Source organism: Sphingobium sp. SG1, from assembly GCF_057063145.1.
In genome coordinates this window covers 109,631-126,935 of sequence record NZ_JBVVOJ010000010.1, presented here as the reverse complement: position 1 = coordinate 126,935, position 17,305 = coordinate 109,631, and the positions used below count along the sequence as shown (strand labels likewise).

Below are 17,305 nucleotides of genomic sequence, written 5' to 3'. Positions count from 1 at the left end.
ACGATGAACAAGGGCTTATCCGCCAGCGGCAGCCCCGGAACGGCAATGCGCGCCGGCTCAGAAGGGCAGCTTGAAGCCCGGCGGCAGCGGCAGGCCGGCGGTCATCTTGCCCATTTCGGTGTTGCTGACCTCGTCCGCCTTCTTGCGCGCATCGTTGAACGCGGCGGTGATAAGGTCTTCCAGCATCTGCTTTTCCGACGGCGCCAGCAGGCTGTCGTCGATCGACACGCCCAGGATGCGGCCCTTGGCCGATGCCTTCACCTTGACCAGGCCGCCACCGGCCGCGCCCTCGACTTCCAGCTTGTCCAGATTGTCCTGCGCGCGCTGCAGCTCTTCCTGCACGCGGCTGGCCATCCCCAATATTTCGTTCAGATCCTTCATGCTTCGGCACTCCATTGTTCCGGCTCGTCCGAATGGACCAGCTCGGCATCGGGGAAGGCGTCCATTGCCGCCTTGACCACCGGGGTTTCCAAAATTGCGGCGCGGCTGTCGGCCAGTTGGCGCTGTTCATTGGCCAGCAGGGTCGGCTTGGCCTCCCCCTCGCCCTGCGTCACCGTCCAGGCGACACCGGTCACCTCGCGCAGCGCCGGGATGATCCGGGTGGCGAAGTCGGGCGACAGGCTGGCCGTGCCGCGATATTCCAGCATTGGCGGATCATAGCGGATGATCCCCACGCAATCATGCATTTCCTGCGCCAGATGCCCCTTGCTCTTCTGCCAGAAGGCTTCGATCAGATCCTCGAATGTGGCAGGCAGGCTGGACGCGGGTTCCGGCGCGGGCGCGGCGGCGGGCGCCTGGCCCGGCAGCGCCGGCGCGGCCATCGGCACCCCGCCCTGCAGCATCCGGGCAAGGTCGCTGGGATCGGGCATGGTCGCGGCATGCATCACGCGCAGCAGCGCCATCTCGCACGCCTCGATCGGCAAGGCGGCGGTCGCCACCTCGTCATGCCCCTTGAGCATCAGCTGCCACAGCCGATGCAGCGGGCCAAAGCCGATCTGCGACGCCCAGTCGGCCAGCGCGCCGCGTTCCTCGTCGGACTGGCCCGGCGTCGCAATGTCGCGCCCAGCCTTCACCAGCGTGACCGCATGCACCAGTTCCAGCAGGCCGCGCATCAGCGACAGCGGCTCGACCCCCAGCGCATATTGATCGCGCACCCCGCCCAGCAGCGCAGCGGTATCGCCCTCCAGCAGCAGGCCGAGCAGCCGGCGCGTCGAGCCGCGATCCGACAGGCCCAGCATCTCGCGCACCTGCGCGGCCGTGACCATCGGCTCGCCCTCGCCCATTTCGGCATGGGCGATCGCCTGGTCCAGGATCGACAGGCCGTCACGCGCGGAGCCTTCGGCCGCCTGCGCGATCAGCGATAGCGCATCCGGCTCGGCCGCGACCTGTTCGGCCTCGACCACATGGGCGAAATGGCCGGCCAGCATCTCGGCCGGGATGCGGCGCAGGTCGAACCGCTGGCAGCGCGACAGCACCGTCACCGGCACCTTGTTCACCTCGGTCGTGGCGAACAGGAATTTCACATGGGCCGGCGGCTCCTCCAAAGTCTTCAGAAGCGCGTTGAACGCGTTCTTCGAAAGCATATGGACTTCGTCGATGATGTAGATCTTGTAGCGCGCCGACACGGCGGCATAGCGCACCGCCTCGATGATCTCGCGCACGTCGTCGACGCCGGTATGGCTGGCGGCGTCCATCTCGACCACGTCGATATGCCGGCCCTCGGCAATCGCCATGCACGGCTCGCACACGCCGCACGGGTCGATCGTCGGCCCGCCCTGCCCATCCGGGCCGATGCAGTTCAGCGCCTTGGCGATCAGCCGCGCGGTCGACGTCTTGCCGACCCCGCGCACGCCGGTCATCAGAAAGGCATGGGCGAGGCGGCCGCGCCGGATCGCATTGCCCAGCGTCTGGACCATGGCGTCCTGCCCGATCAGTTCGCGAAAGTTGCGCGGACGATATTTGCGCGCAAGCACGCGATAGGGCTGAGGGGAATCGGACATCAAACCAACCTAGAGATTAGCTACGCCGACGTCACGCATCTGATGAGTTTCTACTGTGAAGTGCCCAGTCTCAACATCGAACGCCACGACACGCCACTTTAATCCTTGCCGCGCTTCAGGCCTCCAAGGCTCTGCGCGATCAACGCCCGCCCCCGGTTCACCTTCCACGATCACGGCATCGACCCAGCCGCCATATTCCTTCAGCGCGACGGCCAGATGCTTTTTACGCAACTTGTTGCCATGTCGTCCGACCCAATCCTCTAGCGGTCCGCTGCGTACTTGGGATGACATAGAAAGCGGCCGCGCTTTCCAATCGATCTCTTTTTTCCACAAAGAGACACAAATTCCATCGTCCTTCGATGCCGTCCAATCGAGCCGTGGACGCACTAAACGATAGCCTAATTTCTGGAATGCCTCAGAATAGAGCATATGTCCCTGAGTGCTAAAGGTGGGAGCCGGAACGACCCGCAGAAAAATCGTTGTGGCTGCTTCCGTCAGGACCTGACCAGGTTGGCGACGACTACGTCCGCCCGACTCCCGGCCGGGCATATGGCGAACTCATGACAGGAAGGCAAGGGCTTCCATGCCCTTGCCTTCCTGAAAGCTAGTCCAGCCCGCTCTTCTGCGCCTTGCTGACGAATTCCAGCGCCGAATGGGCGGCCTCGGCGATCGCCGCCTCGGCCTTCTTGTCGTCCACGGTCGGCCGGTCGAGATAGATGGCCAATATATATTCCTCGCCCGCGGGCGACTTCACCAGCGCGACGTCATTATAGGCGGTGCCGCAACTGCCGGTCTTGCTGCCCGACGTCCAGCCTTCGGGCAGGCCCGCCTTGATCCTTTTTTCGCCGGTGGTGCTGGCATTGAGCCAGCCGCGCAGCCTGTCGGCATCGGCCGCAGCCATGTCGCGGAACAACAACCGTCCCATCAGCCCCGCCATCGCCGCCGGACTGGTCGTGTCGCGGGGATCGCCGGCGACATTCTCGTTCAACTCGGGTTCGATACGGTCGAGCCGCGTGATCTTGTCGCCATGGGCACGGATGAAGGAGGTCAGCCCCTCCGGCCCGCCCAGCATCGGCAGCAACAGGTTGGCGGCACTATTGTCGCTCACCTCGACCGCCGCCTCGGCCAGTTCGGCCATCGACATGCGGCCGCGCTTCTTGTTCTTCTTCACCACCGGCGCGTAATCGAGAATATCGTCCTTGGTGAAGGGTATCTCCCCCTCCAGCCCGAACTTGCCCCCCTGCGCGCCGATCAGCACGGCGGCGGCCAGCGGCGCCTTGAAGGTCGAGCACATGGCGAAGCGATCATCGCGGTTGAAGCCCAGGATCAGCGCACCGTCGCGATCGACCAGCGCGATGCCCATGCGCCCGCCGGTCTCCTCCTCGATCTCCTTGGGATTGCGGACGGAGGTGAGCGCGGATTGCGGCACCAGATAGCGTGGTGCGGGCGGCATCAAGGTCGGCAGGGTCGGCACCTCTTCGGCCTTCTTGGCCGGCGCCTTCTTCTTGGGCGCGGCCGACAGCGGCAGGGCCACGACCAGACAGGCGGTCAGCGCCGCCAGCGACAGGGATTTGCGCAGCGCCATGGCTTACATACCTTGCATATTGTTGAATTCGCCGGGGATACGGACAGTCAGCGCGTCCAGTTGCTCGGACAGGATGATCTGGCAGGCCAGGCGACTGGTGCGGGTCGCCGCAGCCGCCAGGTCCAGCATATCCTCCTCATCCTCGCTCGCGCGCGGCAGACGGTCGAAATCGGCGGCGTCGACGATGACATGACAGGTCGAACAGGCCATCTGCCCTTCGCATGTTCCTTCCAGCGGCTGACCCGCCGCCTGTGCAACCTCCAGCAGGACGGCCCCGGCAGGCGCATCGACCTCCAGTCGATTTTCGCCGTCGGCGCTGATGAAGGTGACCATGGTCATGCTATGCGATGCTCCCTGCTCACGGCGCCGCTTGTGCGGTCGCCGCCCCGTTAATCACCTTCGCAGCCTCCTCCAGTTCGGCCGATGTCGTGTATCGGCCAAAGCCGATCCGCACCGATCCGCGCGCCTGACTGTCGGAAAGACCCAGGGCGCGCAGCACATGGCTAGGCCGCCCGGACCCGCTCGCGCAAGCGCTGCCGAGCGAAAAAGACATATTGCGGCAATCGGACAACAATCGCGCGCCGTCGATCCCGGCGCGACGAATGTTGAGATTGCCGGGATAACGCGCGTCGGCGCTGCCGTTCAGCGTCCAGTCGGCGAACAGCGCGCGCGCCTGCGCAGACAGCGCCGCGATGTGCGCGCGATCGGCTTCGGCCTGTTCTCGCATCAGGCGCGCCGCCACGCCAAAGCCCGCGCACAGGGCGGGCGACAAGGTGCCCGACCGCAGCCCGCCTTCCTGCCCGCCGCCATGGATCAGCGGGTCGATCTTCACCCCGTCGCGCAGCCACAGCGCGCCAATCCCCTTGGGTCCATGGATCTTGTGCGCACTGATCGCCACCATATCGCACGGGTCGGGGATCGGCACCCGGCCATAGCCCTGCACCGCGTCGCACAGGAACAAGGCGCCCACGCCATGGGCCAGTTCCGCCAGCGCGCCGACCGGCTGGATCACGCCAATCTCGTTATTGACCAGCATCGCGACGACGAGAGCGACCCCCGGCACGATCGCCCGCGCCGCCGCTTCCAGATCGACCAGCCCGTCGCCATCCACCGGCAGGACCGTCACCGCCCGCCCCATCCGCCGCATCGCCGCCACCGTATCCAGCACGGCGGCATGTTCGGTCGCGATGGTGACGATGCCGCCCGCCGGCGCGCCCTGGATCGCGATGTTCAGCGCCTCGGTCGCGCCGGAGGTGAAGAGCAGCCTGCCGCCCGGCGGCAGCAACTGGCCGATCGCGTCGCGCGCCAGTTCCACCTGCGCCGCGACCATGCGGCCGGCGCGATGCGCGCTGTGCGGATTGGCGAACTGGTCGCGCAGCAGCGGCACCATCGTCTCGAAGGCTTCGGGCGCCAGCGGCGTCGTCGCCTGATAGTCGAGATAGATCACCGGCTCGCCCGCTCCGCCATGGCGGTCCATGTGGCCAGGAAGCGATCGACATCCGCCGCGCTCGTCTGCGGGCCGAAACTCACCCGGACCACTTCGCCCGCCTCCGCCGCGTCCCAACCCATCGCGCCCAGCACATGGCTGGTCTTGAGCGAACCGGACGAACAGGCGCTGCCCGCCGACACGGAAATGCCGGCCAGGTCGAACTGGATCAATTGCGCCCGCGCCGACAGGCCGGGCATGCGATAGCTAGCGATCGCCGGCAGGCGCGGCGCATCGCGCGCGACGATCTGCCCGCCCGCCGCCTCGATCCCGGCGTCCAGCCTTGCCCGCAGCGCGGCGGCCACCGGCATCCAATCGCCCCGTGCCTCCAGCGCCGCTGCCATCGCCATGATCGCCGGCAGATTTTCGGTGCCGGCGCGATAGCCCTGTTCCTGCCCGCCGCTGGGCTCGACCAGCGCCAGGTCGCGGATCAGCAGCGCGCCGATCCCCGGCGGCCCGCCGAACTTGTGCGCGCTGATCGCGATCATGTCGGCGTCGGGCAGGGCCAGCTTGCCCGCGCTCTGGGCGCAATCGGCAAACAGCAGCAGCCCCGCGCGCCGGAAATCCGCCAGTGGCTGGATCACGCCCGTCTCGTTGTTCACATGCTGGATCGCGACCAGACTGCCCGGCGCCAGCTCCGGCAACAGCACCCGGCCATCGCCATCCACCGCCAGCCGCTCGGCATCCTTGGTCACGCGCAGCACCGCATCATGCTCGACCGGCGAGGTCACGATTCGCCCCGCCTTGGCGCGGGTCAGCGCGATGGCGATCGCCTCGCTCGCGCCGGAGGTGAAGAGGACATGGCCATCCCATCCCAGCGCCGCTGCGATCCGCCGCCGCGCATCCTCCAGCATGGCCCGCGCCGCGCGCCCGTCGCTGTGCGGGCTGGACGGGTTGGCCCAGCCGGCCATCGCGGCGACCATCGCGGCCTGCGCCTGCGGCAGCATCGGGGTGGTCGCGGCATGATCGAGATAAAGGCGGTCGGCGGCCAAGCGGAACTACTCATTGATTGCGGAAATGGCGGCGGCATCTATATAGGCGGATTGCCGCGCTGCGCCAGCGTGAAGGCCATATGGCCAAGCCCCGGCGCGCGCACGGACCCTTTCCTCGCTGCCTCGTGGCAGCCCAGACCATAACAGGTGCCATGCCCGACGTCATTTTCCCCGGACCCGAAGGTCGCCTCGAAGGCCGCTTCAGCCCCCCGCCCCGCCCGCGCGCGCCGGTCGCCATGATCCTGCACCCGCATCCGCAGGGCGGCGGCACGATGAACGACCGCATCACCCAGGCACTCTACAAGACCTTCGTGAAGCGTGGCTTTGCCGTGTTGCGCTTCAACTTCCGTGGCGTCGGCCGCAGCCAGGGCACGTTCGACAATGGCATCGGTGAACTCAGCGATGCCGCAGCGGCGCTCGACTGGGTGCAGAGCTTCCACCCCGAAGCGCAGACCACCTGGATCGCCGGCTTCTCCTTCGGCGCCTGGATCGGCATGCAGCTGCTGATGCGCCGCCCGGAAATCCGTGGCTTCATCTCGGTCGCGCCGCCGGCCAACATGTATGACTTCTCCTTCCTGGCACCCTGCCCCTCGTCGGGCATCATCGTCCAGGGCACGGCGGACGAAGTGGTGACCGCCAGCGCGGTGCAGAAGCTGGTCGACAAGCTGCGCACCCAGAAGGGCATCACCATCCATCATGACGAGATCAAGGGGGCCAACCACTTCTTCGAGCATGAGCTGGACCAGCTGATGAAGTCGGTCGACAATTATCTCGACATGCGCCTGTCGCCGGACTCGCCGATCCGCTGAGGACCGGCCCGATCGGGATCATGGAGGGGCTGCCGCCGCGCAGCCCCTTTTTCTTTGCCCGCACGATCCGCCTGCCGGCCAGGACCGGAACCATGCCGAGCCGCATCCAGCACCGATCCGCGAGCGCATGTCGATCAGCCTGACCTTCGTGATCTCCAGCCCCCGCCTCTGGCCTTTTGCAGCGGGACGCCCACCGTCTCCCGCCATGAAGCCTTGATGGCTACCCCCCCAGAAAGAGCGCCCTCCACTTACTCCACGGCTTCTCCCAAAAGCTGACCTTGGCATATCCGTCATCCCGGACTTGATCCGGGATCCATTCAGCACTCCCTATCTGGCGTAGTGCAAAATGGATCCTGACCTCCGTCAGGATGACGCCCGTGACGATTGGCAGGTTTCGAACATTTCGAGACTGTTCCCCCTCCCGCTTGCGGGAGGGGAATGGCAGGAAACCACCATCGCCGCCGTTCGGCGAACCTCAAAGCGCGCGCTACGACGCCTTTGCCAGTCCCGGCACCCGCACCGGCTGCGCCACCGGGCGGTTGAGCGCCACCGACAGCAGATCCGCCGTGCGCAGCGCCAGCGCGGCGATGGTCAGCGTCGGATTGGCCCAGCTCGACGTCGGGAAGGTCGAAGAGCCCACGACATAGAGATTGGCCTGGCCATGCACCCGCCCGTCGGCGTCGACCACGCCCTGGCGCGGATCGGTCGCCATGCGGGTCGTGCCCATATGATGATAGCCGCCGATCGCGTGGGAGGAGATGAGCGGATCGTTGCGCCACAGCTCGCCCGGCTCGTCCAGCCAATCGGCCCGCTCGACCCGGCCCATGCCCAGCCGCTTGAGTTCACGGCCCAGACCATCGACCAGTCCCGTCACGCTATGCTTGTCGATCGCCGACAAGCGCCAGTCCAGCGCCACGCGCGGCACGCTCAGCGCGTCGCGCTCCTTCGTCAGCAGCACCCGGCTATCGGGATTGGGCGCCTGTTCCGCCCGCACCAGCAGCGCGATCTCCAGCTTGCCCGCCTGGTGCAGCAGCCAGGGACGCAGCGGATCGACATGGCGCTGGGCCCAGGTCGCCGCCTTCTTGGTCATCATCCACATCCGCCGGCCACTGCGCGTCGGCGACATGTCATGCTTGAGCGAGCCATAGGCCCGCATGCCCCAGAATTGCGACGCCCGCGCCGGTTGCCGCCCGACGATGGTGAGCGAGCTGTTGAGCAGCCCCTCGCGCTGCTGCAGATCGGCAGACGGCGTGATGAGCGCCGCCATGTCATGGCCGCCGATCCGGTGGCGTCGGCCGAACGCCTTGAGCAGCGGCCAGGCTTTCGCATCGACGATCCGCCCGCCGCGGGCATGGGGATGCTCCATGAAGTTGCGGCCGACCTGGTCGCGCTCATTGCCGATGTTCGACGCCAGCAGCAGCCGGGCATTCTCGATCCCGCCCGCCGCCAGCACGAAGGCGCGGGCCTCGACATGCAGATGCGCGCCGGCCAACGCCTTCGCCTCGATCCGGCTGATCGCGCCGTCTTTCGTCACGATCCGCGTGACGCTGGCATGGGTGATGATCTCGCAACGCGGATGATCGCGCAGATCCTGGCAGGCGTCGAAGGTGAAGCGGTTGAAACGCGGATCGAAATTCCACACCGGCATGTGCAGTTCCGACCGGTCGAACCCCGGCAGCGGCACGCCATGGGCGCTCAGCGCGTCGGCGCTCGCCGGCTCGTCGCCAATCTCGAATATGCCGCGCGCCTGACCATAATAATCCTGCAGTTCGTCCCAGGACAGCGGCCAGCCCGACCCCGCCACCCAGTCGCGGCGCTGCAGGTCGATCGGGTCCAGCGTGGCGCAGCGCCCGCCCCAGATCGCCGTCGTGCCGCCAAAGAAGCGCAGCCGCGCATCGTCCAGATCATAATAGGCCTGGCCGACATTCTTGCCGGCGTTGAGGTTGGCGGTTTCCCGCTCATAGTCCAGCCCGCCGCTTTCCAGCAGCAGCACCTGATGCCCGGCCGCCAGCAGCCGGCGCGCGGTGGTGATGCCGGCCGCGCCCGCGCCGATGACGCAGACATCTGCCCGCCGGCGCAGCGCGCCGGTCTGTTGCGAGAGATCAATGCTCATTCATGCGTCCTGATTATTGGCCAGATCGGCCGCGTGCTTCTGCAGGAAATCCTGGGATTCCACGCCGGTCAGCACATAAACGGTGCCCTTGCGGGCCCAGTAGGCGATGGTCTCGCCGTCGACGACCTGGGTGCGCGGCGTTTCCGGCAAGCCGGTGACAGCCCGCGCCGCGAACAACGACACCGGCGCCCTTTCGCCCGCGTCGATTACCAGTTGCAGGCTCGGCCCATAGTCCGACGGGAAGAGCTGCACATCCAGCACCCGCCAGCCAGCCGGCAGCACCGGCACGTTGATATGGGTGGCCGACCGGACATCGGCCGGGTCGAAATGCGGGATTTCGGGCTGCGACTTCATGTGCGACCGCACCAGCGCGGTCTTGTGCGACATCAAGGCCTCCTCGATGAACACCGGCATCGCCTGCACCGTCGGCGCGACGCCCATGTTCAGCTTGCCCACGCCCAGCGCCACCGCGGCGACGATGCCCGCCGCCATCGCCAGCCCTCCGCTCAACCGGCGAAACAGGCGGCTGCGGTGCAGCGCGCTTTCCACCTTGCGGGCGCTGTCGTGCAAGCGTTGCGGCACGGGCTGATCATCGCGCTCCGCCAGCGCCCGCATCGCATCGCGCACCGACAGGTCGGCCAACACGCGCGCGGCGACATCAGGGTTGCGCACCAGATAATCGGCCACTTCCAGCCGCCCCATGGCGTCGAGCTGGTCGTCGACATAGGCATGCAGTTCGCATTCGGTGATGGTGAGTTCCGCCATGGCTCAATCCCTCACGATGCGCAGATGGCCGGGGCGCACGGCGGGCGCCCCCTCCTCCAGCGCGCGCAGCTTCGCGCGGGCGCGGGACAGACGCGAAATCAGCGTGCCGATGGGAATGCCGATCGCGTCGGCCGCATCCTGATAGGACAGGCCCTCGACCGCGACGAGATGCAGCACCGTCTGCTGCTCCTCCGGCAAGGCGCTCAGCGCCGCCTCGATCTGATGCAGCCGCACCATCTGCTCCTGCGCCGGCGCCGCCACCGGCTCGGCCTGCGCCACGGCATCGGCGCGGAACCGTTCGCGCACGGCCGCCCGTCGCGTGCCGCTGACGAAGACATTGTGCAAAATGGAAAACAGCCAGACGCGCAGTGGCCGGCCGCGCTGATAGCTGTCGGCATTGGCATAGGCGCGCACCAGCGCATCCTGGACCAGGTCTTCGGCATCGCTTTCATTGCCGGTCAGTCGACGGGCGTAGCGCATCAGCGCGGGCAGCAGGTCGACGACCTTGGGCGACGTGGGTTTCATACGTCACTTACGCCTCAGTGGCGGCTTTAATCCCCTTTGCTACCAAATTATTTCCAGACCATGTATCGGGGCTTTCCCCGATCGGAGGTCAGGGTCGGATTTCGCGCCTTTCCGCGCTGCTGCGCAGGCCTGCTTCCAATATTTCCATCACCGCGATCGCCTCGTCCGCCGGCACCGGATTGGCGCCCTCGCCCCGGATCGCATCGGCCAGCGCCTGCCAGAACAGCCGATAATCGCCGCGCTCATTCACGACCGGATGCGTGTCGCCCGCCGCATCGGTCAGATGGCCCGGCTGCGGATCGACGCCCCAGTCCGCGCCCTCGGGCCGCTGCCCGGCGACCGTCGCCGCTTCCTGCCCGTCGGTCCCCTGCTTGATCCAGCTGCCGCCCGTGCCATGGACGACGAAGCGCAATCCATGCGCCGCCGCCTGCTTGGTCGCATGCAGCAGCACGCGATGGCGCGGATAGCGCAGCGTCACATGGAAATAGTCGGGCGACGCTGCCCCCTCGCGCAGCGCGGCAATGTCCGCGCTTACGCCGTCGGGCTTGCCGAACAGGCACAGCGCCTGGTCGATCAGATGCGGCCCCAAATCCTGCCAGATACCCGCCGCCCGCGCATCCTTCCAGCTCGTGGCCGGGGTCGGCCGCCAGCGGTCGAAATGGCTTTCGAACTGGATGATCTCGCCCAGCCGCCCTTCGGCGATCAGCTGGCGCAAGGTGCGAAAATCGGCGTCCCAGCGCCGGTTCTGGAAGATCGCCAGCAACCGGCCCGCAGCGTCCGCCTCGGCCGCGACCCGGCGCGCATCGGCCAGCGTGGTGGCAAAGGGCTTGTCCACCAGCACATGCTTGCCCGCTCGCAGCGCCGCGATCGCATGGTCGGCATGCAGCTCGTCCGGGCTGCACACGATGACCAGGTCGATCCCCGGCAGCGCCAGCAGCGCATCGACATCGGCCACCACCTGCATGCCCGGCAGGCCGGCATGGACCTTGGCCGGATCGCGCGAGACCACCGCGCGCAGCGCCATGCCCGGCGTCGCCAGCACATAGGGCGCGTGGAACGCCCGCCCGCCAAGCCCATAGCCGATCAGGCCCACGCCGATTTCCTGCATCATCATCGTCCCATATCGCCGGGGCGGATCAGGGCGCACGCGCCTTGCCCCATAAAGATAGCATATACTATCTTCCTGCCGAATCCCGCGAACGGGATCATGCCGAGAGGATAGCGCCCATGTTGTTGCGCCGACCATCGCCGCTTGTCGACCCGGCATCGGGCGTGCTGCGCGCCGACCATTTCCAGATCGCTTATGCGACTAACGATATCGACCGGGCACAGGCGATCCTGGCCGATCGCTATGGCATAGGCGCTTTCCGCCGGCTCGAAGGACCGCTGGCGGCCGGCGGCCAGATTCGCGTCGAACTGGCCTGGGTCGGCCCGGTCATGTATGAATTGCTGACCGCCTCCGGGCCGGGATCGGCCATCTACATGGGCCGGCTCGCCCCCGGCGATGCTTTCCAGTTGCGCCATCATCATCTGGGCTATCTGATCCACGACGCCGCGCAGTGGCAGGCCCTGCTCGCCCGCGCGCAGGCCGACGGCCTGCCCGTCCCCCATGTCAGCCATAATCCGGGTTTCATGGACAGTTGCTTCGTCGATGCGCCGGAGCTTGGCCATTATCTCGAATATATTTTCCCGACCCAGGCCGGGATCGACTTTTTCGCCGCCGTTCCTGCCACCTGACCCGCCCGAAAGGACCAACCATGCCCCCTGCCCCCCGCGCGATCGTCGTCGGCACCGGCTTTGGCTGCCGCATCCATGTCCCCGCACTGCGCGCTGCCGGGTTCGAGGTGGCGGGCCTCGTCGGCACGGATCCCGACCGCACCCGCCGCCGCGCCGACAGTGTCAACATCGCTGACATCTTCACCGATCTGGGCGAAGCGATCGAGCGCACCGGCGCGGTTGTGGTAACGATCGCCACGCCGCCCGCCACCCATGCCGCGCTCGCCCTGACCGCGATCGAGCGCGGCTGTCATATACTTTGCGAAAAGCCGATGGCCGCCGACCTGGCCGAGGCCCGCGCGATGCTGGCGGCGGCGGAACAGGCGGGCGTCACGCACCTGATCGGCAATGAGTTCCGCTGGGCGCCCGATCGCGCGATGATCGGCCGCGCCATCGCCAACGGGCTGATCGGCGATCCACGCTATGTCACCCTGTCCAGCGTCCTGCCGATCGTCGCCGATCCTGCCGCCCGCATGCCGCGCTGGTGGTTCGATGCCGGTGCGGGCGGCGGCTGGCTCGGCACCCATGGCTCGCATCTGGTCGACCAACTGCGCGTCTGGTTGGGCGAGGTCGACAGCCTCAGCGCTACCCTGCCCACCGTGTCGGATCGCCCGGCCAACGCGGCGGAGGACAGCTATATCGTCCGCTTCTGCATGAAGAATGGCGCGCAGGGCGTGCTCCAGCACAGCGCCGGGGTCTGGGGTCCGTCCGAGAATGTGAGCCGCGTCGCCGGCACCCATGGCACGCTCTCGGTGGACAAGGGCGTGGTCAAGATCGCCGACCGGGATGGCGTGCGCGACCTGCCGGTCGATGCCGACCTTGGCCTGCCGCCGATCGAAACCGACGACCCACGCAAGGCGGCGATGCTGTTCGAACTCGCCCCCTTCATCCGCCTGTGCGAAGCGCTGCGCGCCGGCGTCGAAGGGCGACCCATGCCCGATGGCGTCCCGGTCCCGACCTTCCATGATGGCGTCGCGGCGATGGCACTACTCGACGCGATCCGCCAGTCCGCCGCGCAGGACGGCGCGCTCGTCACATTGTCCTGAAAAGAGAGAAGGCCCGTCGACGGGGGGATGTCGACGGGCCCGATCTGCGAGACCGCCCGAGCGGGGGGAAGTGCGGCGGCCTCATGTAACAGAACGGGCCAGTGCGGCGATGGTTCCCGACTTATTGCTGATGCGGCAGCAATTCGATGAACAGCCCCTCGGCGTCGGCACACAGCAGATCGCCGTCACGCAGTTCGCCGCGCACGAACCGCTTGCGTCCCTCGACCTTCGTGACCCAGGCGCTGACCTGCAATTCCTTGTCGATCGGCGTGATGGCGCGATAATTGACGTGTAGATAGGCGGTGCGCGCCATCCGCTGCGCGCTCATATTCGCCGGCAGCCCCAATATCTCGTCGAACAGCAAAGCCACCGCCCCGCCATGAGCGGCATAATTGGCGCCCAGATGGAAGGCGCCAAAGGTTACCCGCGCATGGAGCGAATCATCGCCCATCTGATCGGGGATGAAGGCCGGCGCGAACACCTGGCCATGGCCCGGCGCGTCGCGCACCCGGCCGAACATGCGATGCGCCTCGTCCGCCACCATCGGCGTCAGCCGCTGCGTCCAGGCGGCCAGGTCCGCGTCCAGCGCCTGCGCCGTAACGTCGTCCAGCTTGGCGGCGGCGACATGATCCAGGAAATCGCGCAACCGGTCGATCATCGCGCCATAGGGCATATCACCCGTCAGCCAGCGCCCGCCCAGCAGATCCCGTTCCTCGTCCGCTCCCGGTCCTGCCGCCGATCCTGCTTCCGTCATCTGTCATCCTGCTCCCTTTGCCCCTGCTTAGCCATGCTTTGGCGGGCGAAGGAAGCCCCCGATCGGCGGGCAGGATGACGGCTGGATCGCCGCGCATCAATCGCGCGCGGCCGCACCTTCCGGGATAACGCTACGGCGTTGCGGCATGACGCTGCGTCCCGGCACCATCAGGGGACCGCCGGACAGATCAAAAAGAAAATCGCCCTCCGCACCGTTGATGCACAGGCTGAGGCCCGATGCCCGGAAATGCAGCACCAGCCGCCGCCGCGCGGGATCTTCCCATTGGGCGACGCTCAGCGGCTGACCGCCCTCGTCCAGCCAGACGACATCGTCCTCGCCCAGCAGCGCCACATCGGTCAGATCGGCACAACGCCGCCGCCATTGCCCCAGCGCAAAGGCATGGGCCTCGATCTCCCGGTCGCGCGCGTCCCACTCGATCCAGCTGATGCCATTATCCTGCGCATAGGCATTATTATTGCCCATCTGGCTGCGCCCGAACTCGTCGCCCGCCGTCAGCATGAGCGTCCCGCGCGAGCAGAAGAGGGTAGAGAGCAGCGCCTTGATGTCGCGCCGCCGCGCCGCGACCACTGCCGGATCGTCGCTCACCCCCTCCACGCCGTTGTTCCAGCTGAAATTCTCGCCATGGCCATCGCGATTGTCCTCGCCATTGGCGAGGTTATGCTTGTCCGCATAGGCGGTGCAGTCGGCCAAAGTGAAGCCGTCATGGGCGGCGAGGAAATTGACGCTGCGGGTCGTCCCCTCGAAAATATCCGACGATCCCGCCAGTCGCGTGGCGAAGGCACCGATCGTGCCAGCGTCGCCCCGCCAGAAACGCCGCATATCGTCGCGATAGCGGTCATTCCATTCCAGCCAGGGCGGCCCGAACCGGCCCAGTTGATAGCCCCCCGGCCCGATATCCCATGGCTCGGCAATCAGGATGCGGTCGCCCAGCACCGGATCGGCGCGCATCTCCGCCAGCAGCGGCGCATCAGAATCGAACCCGTCCGGCAACCGTCCCAGCGCCGGCGCCAGATCGAAACGGAAGCCGTCGATCCCCGCCTGCACCACGAAATGACGCAGCGATTCCAGGATCAGCCGGCGCACCATCACCTGGTTGCAATCCACGCTGTTACCGGTGCCGGTATCGTTGATCAGCCGTCCGTCCGCCTCATGCCGGAAATAATCACGGGCATTGAGGCCGCGCAGCGACAAGGTCGGCCCCAACCTGTCGCTTTCGCCGTCATGATTATAGACCATGTCCATGATCACGCCGATCCCGGCATCGTGCAGCGCCGCCACCGTATCGCGCAGTTCGGTCAGGCCGCCGGGCGCCAGTCGCGGATCGAGCGCGAAATAGCTAACCGGATTATAACCCCAAGCATTGCGCAGGCCGAGCGGCGGCAAATGCCGCTCATCGATCCAGGCGTTGATCGGCATCAACTCGACCGCGCCGACGCCCAGCTTCTGCAGATGATCGATCACCACCGGATGGGCGAGCGCGGCGATCGTACCGCGCTGCGCCTCGGGCACGTCAGGATGCAGCAGCGAGAAGCTGCGCACCTGCAATTCGTAGATCAGCCCGCCCGGCTGGAACCGCGGCGGCGCCGGAGCGACGGCCGGCAACGGCGGCGCCACCACCCCTTTGGGGCTAAGCGGCGCCGTATCCTCCCCCTCTCCGCGCGGTACGGCCAGCATCGGATCATGGACGAAGGCCCGGTCGATCGCCGGCGCATAGGGATCGAGCAGAAGCTTGTCAGGGTCGAACCATAGGCCGCTATCAGGATCATAAGGGCCATCGGCGCGCAGGCCATAGCGGACACCGACGCCGACGCCCGGCGCATGGACCTGCCAGATGCCCTCCTCCCCACGCGCCATCGGCAGGCGGGTTTCCCGGTCGTCGGCATCGAACAGGCAGAGCCAGAGCTGCGTTGCCTCCGGCGCCCAGACGGCAAAGCGGGTTCCGCCGGCATCGATCACCGGCCCGAACCCGTCCGCGCTCATGCCGCTTCGCGCCCCAGCAGGCTGCGATAGAGGGCCGCATAGCGCGCCGCGCTATGAGTCCAGCTGAAATCAGCGCGCATCCCCGCGCGCTGCATCGCCTGCCAGGCCTCCGCCTCGCCATGCAGCCGCACCGTCCGCGCGATCGCACCATGCAGCGCCAGCGGATCGTCGCCGGCGAACAGGATGCCGGTCGCCACGCCCGCACTCACCGCCGCTTCATTGGCGTCGATCACCGTATCGGCCAGGCCACCGACCCGCGCCACCACCGGCACGCAGCCATAGCGCAGGCCATAAAGCTGAGTCAGGCCGCACGGCTCGAACCGCGACGGGATCAGGATCGCGTCGCCGCCCGCCTGCAACAGATGCGACAGCGGCTCGTCATAGCCGATCTGTACGCCCACCCGGCCGCGATGCCGGTCCGCCGCCGCCAGGAAACCGCCCTCCAGCGCGTGATCGCCCGACCCCAGCACCGCCAGTTTCGCGCCCAGCCCGACCAGATGGTCGATCGCCCCCATCATCAGGTCCATGCCCTTCTGCCAGGTCAGGCGGCTGATGATGACGAAGATCGGCGCATCGTCACGCTGCAGGCCGAAGCGTTTTTCCAGCGCCCGCCGGTTGGCGCTGCGCCCACTCAGGGCGCGCGCGCTGTAGCGGCGCGCGATCAGTTCGTCCTCCGCCGGGTTCCAGATGTCGGTATCGACGCCGTTCAATATGCCGTGCAGCTTGTCACTGCGCCCGTTGATCAGCCCGTCCAGCCCCATGCCATGGACCGGCGAGCGGATTTCCTCGGCATAGGTCGGGCTGACCGTGGTGATCGCATCGGCCGACACCAGCCCCGCCTTCAGGAAGCCGGTGCCGCCATAATATTCGACGCCATCCATGCCCCAGGCTTCGGCCGGCAGGCCCAGCTGGGCAAATATCTCCGGGCCGAACCGCCCCTGAAAGGCCAGGTTATGGATGGTCACGACGCGCGGCACGGCATGGGCCGGGCCAAAGCGCATATAGGCTGCCGTCATCGCCGCCTGCCAGTCATGGACATGGACGATGTCGGGCACCCAGCCCTTCACGCCCTCCGCCGCAATGTCCGCCCCGACCCGCGCCAGCGCGGCAAAGCGCCGCCAATTGTCGCCCCAGTCATTGCCGCCATGATCGCCATAGGGGCCACCTTCGCGCGCGAAGAAATCGGGCGCATCCAGCACCAGCAGGTCGAGGTCGCCGACCTTGCCCGCCAGCACCGTCGCCGGGGCACCGAACAGCTTGTCATAGCGACGCACCGCCTTGGCCTTGCCCAGCTTTGACAGCACCGACGGATAGCCCGGCACCAGGGTCCGGGTCTCGACATCATGGCCGGCCAGCGCGCCGGGCAGCGCGCCGACGACATCGGCCAGCCCCCCGGTCTTGATCAGCGGATAGATTTCGGACGCAACCGACAGAAGCTTCATCATCATCCTTC

The 17,305-nt window shown here is 67.2% G+C and carries 17 protein-coding genes and 1 other RNA gene; 3 read left to right on the top strand and 15 right to left on the bottom strand.

All coding sequences use genetic code 11. The features are described from left to right. Positions 1–57: 57 nt before the first annotated feature. The 8 genes from AC0KVN_RS19630 to AC0KVN_RS19595 all read right to left on the bottom strand — a co-directional run bounded on the left by AC0KVN_RS19630 (position 58) and on the right by AC0KVN_RS19595 (position 6,063). Positions 58–381, bottom strand: a complete 324-nt coding sequence (locus tag AC0KVN_RS19630; RefSeq protein WP_004207701.1) for a YbaB/EbfC family nucleoid-associated protein — start codon at positions 379–381, stop codon at positions 58–60. After that, positions 378–2,000 carry a DNA polymerase III subunit gamma/tau gene (locus AC0KVN_RS19625; RefSeq protein ID WP_435568404.1) on the bottom strand — a complete coding sequence of 541 codons (1,623 nt, stop codon included), beginning with the start codon at positions 1,998–2,000 and terminating at the stop codon, positions 378–380. Before AC0KVN_RS19625 ends, AC0KVN_RS19630 begins: the two co-directional genes overlap by 4 nt. Before the next feature lie 9 nt (positions 2,001–2,009). Next, positions 2,010–2,429, bottom strand: coding sequence for a hypothetical protein (locus AC0KVN_RS19620; protein WP_435568403.1), 420 nt, complete (start codon positions 2,427–2,429; stop codon positions 2,010–2,012). A gap of 15 nt (positions 2,430–2,444) precedes the next feature. Continuing rightward, positions 2,445–2,542: signal recognition particle sRNA small type (gene ffs, locus AC0KVN_RS19615), an RNA gene on the bottom strand. 62 nt (positions 2,543–2,604) lie between these two features. Next, complete coding sequence (gene blaSGM / locus AC0KVN_RS19610; protein WP_435568402.1) at positions 2,605–3,585, bottom strand: SGM family class A beta-lactamase; 981 nt, start codon at positions 3,583–3,585, stop codon at positions 2,605–2,607. Positions 3,586–3,588: 3 nt separating this feature from the next. Beyond that, the gene (locus tag AC0KVN_RS19605; RefSeq protein ID WP_004207705.1) at positions 3,589–3,924 is read right to left on the bottom strand and encodes a 2Fe-2S iron-sulfur cluster-binding protein; all 336 of its coding nucleotides are present in this window, start codon (positions 3,922–3,924) and stop codon (positions 3,589–3,591) included. Between the two features lie 19 nt (positions 3,925–3,943). Then, on the bottom strand, positions 3,944–5,062 hold the full coding sequence (locus AC0KVN_RS19600; protein ID WP_435568401.1) for a cysteine desulfurase family protein: 1,119 nt from the start codon (positions 5,060–5,062) through the stop codon (positions 3,944–3,946). After that, positions 5,029–6,063 (bottom strand): cysteine desulfurase family protein, encoded by a 1,035-nt coding sequence (locus tag AC0KVN_RS19595; RefSeq protein ID WP_435568400.1) that lies wholly within the window; start codon positions 6,061–6,063, stop codon positions 5,029–5,031. Before AC0KVN_RS19595 ends, AC0KVN_RS19600 begins: the two co-directional genes overlap by 34 nt. Before the next feature lie 152 nt (positions 6,064–6,215). Here AC0KVN_RS19595 and AC0KVN_RS19590 point away from each other — a divergent pair, with 152 nt between their 5' ends. Beyond that, positions 6,216–6,872: an alpha/beta hydrolase gene (locus AC0KVN_RS19590; protein WP_004207708.1), complete on the top strand. Its 657-nt coding sequence runs from the start codon at positions 6,216–6,218 to the stop codon at positions 6,870–6,872. A gap of 487 nt (positions 6,873–7,359) precedes the next feature. Here the strand turns inward: AC0KVN_RS19590 and AC0KVN_RS19585 are convergent, their stop codons facing one another. The 4 genes from AC0KVN_RS19585 to AC0KVN_RS19570 form a co-directional block, all read right to left on the bottom strand. After that, positions 7,360–8,985, bottom strand: a complete 1,626-nt coding sequence (locus tag AC0KVN_RS19585; RefSeq protein WP_483656336.1) for an FAD-dependent oxidoreductase — start codon at positions 8,983–8,985, stop codon at positions 7,360–7,362. Then, positions 8,986–9,750 carry an anti-sigma factor family protein gene (locus tag AC0KVN_RS19580; protein ID WP_435568398.1) on the bottom strand — a complete coding sequence of 255 codons (765 nt, stop codon included), beginning with the start codon at positions 9,748–9,750 and terminating at the stop codon, positions 8,986–8,988. Between the two features lie 3 nt (positions 9,751–9,753). After that, on the bottom strand, positions 9,754–10,275 hold the full coding sequence (locus AC0KVN_RS19575; RefSeq protein ID WP_037507440.1) for a sigma-70 family RNA polymerase sigma factor: 522 nt from the start codon (positions 10,273–10,275) through the stop codon (positions 9,754–9,756). A gap of 88 nt (positions 10,276–10,363) precedes the next feature. Then, positions 10,364–11,389 (bottom strand): oxidoreductase, encoded by a 1,026-nt coding sequence (locus tag AC0KVN_RS19570; RefSeq protein ID WP_435568397.1) that lies wholly within the window; start codon positions 11,387–11,389, stop codon positions 10,364–10,366. 113 nt (positions 11,390–11,502) lie between these two features. On the opposite strand from AC0KVN_RS19570, the gene AC0KVN_RS19565 reads away from it, so the two are divergent. After that, complete coding sequence (locus AC0KVN_RS19565) at positions 11,503–12,012, top strand: hypothetical protein (RefSeq protein WP_435568396.1); 510 nt, start codon at positions 11,503–11,505, stop codon at positions 12,010–12,012. Between the two features lie 20 nt (positions 12,013–12,032). Then, on the top strand, positions 12,033–13,097 hold the full coding sequence (locus AC0KVN_RS19560; RefSeq protein ID WP_435568395.1) for a Gfo/Idh/MocA family protein: 1,065 nt from the start codon (positions 12,033–12,035) through the stop codon (positions 13,095–13,097). Positions 13,098–13,218: 121 nt separating this feature from the next. Here AC0KVN_RS19560 and AC0KVN_RS19555 read toward each other — a convergent pair whose 3' ends face one another. From AC0KVN_RS19555 to glgA, 3 genes are all read right to left on the bottom strand, one after another. Then, the gene (locus AC0KVN_RS19555) at positions 13,219–13,851 is read right to left on the bottom strand and encodes a PaaI family thioesterase (RefSeq protein WP_435568394.1); all 633 of its coding nucleotides are present in this window, start codon (positions 13,849–13,851) and stop codon (positions 13,219–13,221) included. Positions 13,852–13,947: 96 nt separating this feature from the next. Beyond that, on the bottom strand, positions 13,948–15,852 hold the full coding sequence (gene glgX / locus AC0KVN_RS19550) for a glycogen debranching protein GlgX (protein ID WP_435568393.1): 1,905 nt from the start codon (positions 15,850–15,852) through the stop codon (positions 13,948–13,950). Further along, the gene (glgA, locus tag AC0KVN_RS19545; RefSeq protein WP_435568392.1) at positions 15,849–17,300 is read right to left on the bottom strand and encodes a glycogen synthase GlgA; all 1,452 of its coding nucleotides are present in this window, start codon (positions 17,298–17,300) and stop codon (positions 15,849–15,851) included. The genes glgX and glgA overlap by 4 nt, the downstream gene beginning before the upstream one ends. Between the last annotated feature and the right edge of the window lie 5 nt (positions 17,301–17,305).

Coding starts and splice junctions, on each gene's coding strand:
- AC0KVN_RS19630 (WP_004207701.1), bottom strand. CDS start 381: ATGAAGGATCTGAACGAAATATTGGGGATGGCCAGCCGCGTGCAGGAA.
- AC0KVN_RS19625 (WP_435568404.1), bottom strand. CDS start 2,000: ATGTCCGATTCCCCTCAGCCCTATCGCGTGCTTGCGCGCAAATATCGT.
- AC0KVN_RS19620 (WP_435568403.1), bottom strand. CDS start 2,429: ATGCTCTATTCTGAGGCATTCCAGAAATTAGGCTATCGTTTAGTGCGT.
- blaSGM (WP_435568402.1), bottom strand. CDS start 3,585: ATGGCGCTGCGCAAATCCCTGTCGCTGGCGGCGCTGACCGCCTGTCTG.
- AC0KVN_RS19605 (WP_004207705.1), bottom strand. CDS start 3,924: ATGACCATGGTCACCTTCATCAGCGCCGACGGCGAAAATCGACTGGAG.
- AC0KVN_RS19600 (WP_435568401.1), bottom strand. CDS start 5,062: ATGGACCGCCATGGCGGAGCGGGCGAGCCGGTGATCTATCTCGACTAT.
- AC0KVN_RS19590 (WP_004207708.1), top strand. CDS start 6,216: ATGCCCGACGTCATTTTCCCCGGACCCGAAGGTCGCCTCGAAGGCCGC.
- AC0KVN_RS19585 (WP_483656336.1), bottom strand. CDS start 8,985: ATGAGCATTGATCTCTCGCAACAGACCGGCGCGCTGCGCCGGCGGGCA.
- AC0KVN_RS19580 (WP_435568398.1), bottom strand. CDS start 9,750: ATGGCGGAACTCACCATCACCGAATGCGAACTGCATGCCTATGTCGAC.
- AC0KVN_RS19575 (WP_037507440.1), bottom strand. CDS start 10,275: ATGAAACCCACGTCGCCCAAGGTCGTCGACCTGCTGCCCGCGCTGATG.
- AC0KVN_RS19570 (WP_435568397.1), bottom strand. CDS start 11,389: ATGATGATGCAGGAAATCGGCGTGGGCCTGATCGGCTATGGGCTTGGC.
- AC0KVN_RS19565 (WP_435568396.1), top strand. CDS start 11,503: ATGTTGTTGCGCCGACCATCGCCGCTTGTCGACCCGGCATCGGGCGTG.
- AC0KVN_RS19560 (WP_435568395.1), top strand. CDS start 12,033: ATGCCCCCTGCCCCCCGCGCGATCGTCGTCGGCACCGGCTTTGGCTGC.
- AC0KVN_RS19555 (WP_435568394.1), bottom strand. CDS start 13,851: ATGACGGAAGCAGGATCGGCGGCAGGACCGGGAGCGGACGAGGAACGG.
- glgX (WP_435568393.1), bottom strand. CDS start 15,852: ATGAGCGCGGACGGGTTCGGGCCGGTGATCGATGCCGGCGGAACCCGC.
- glgA (WP_435568392.1), bottom strand. CDS start 17,300: ATGATGATGAAGCTTCTGTCGGTTGCGTCCGAAATCTATCCGCTGATC.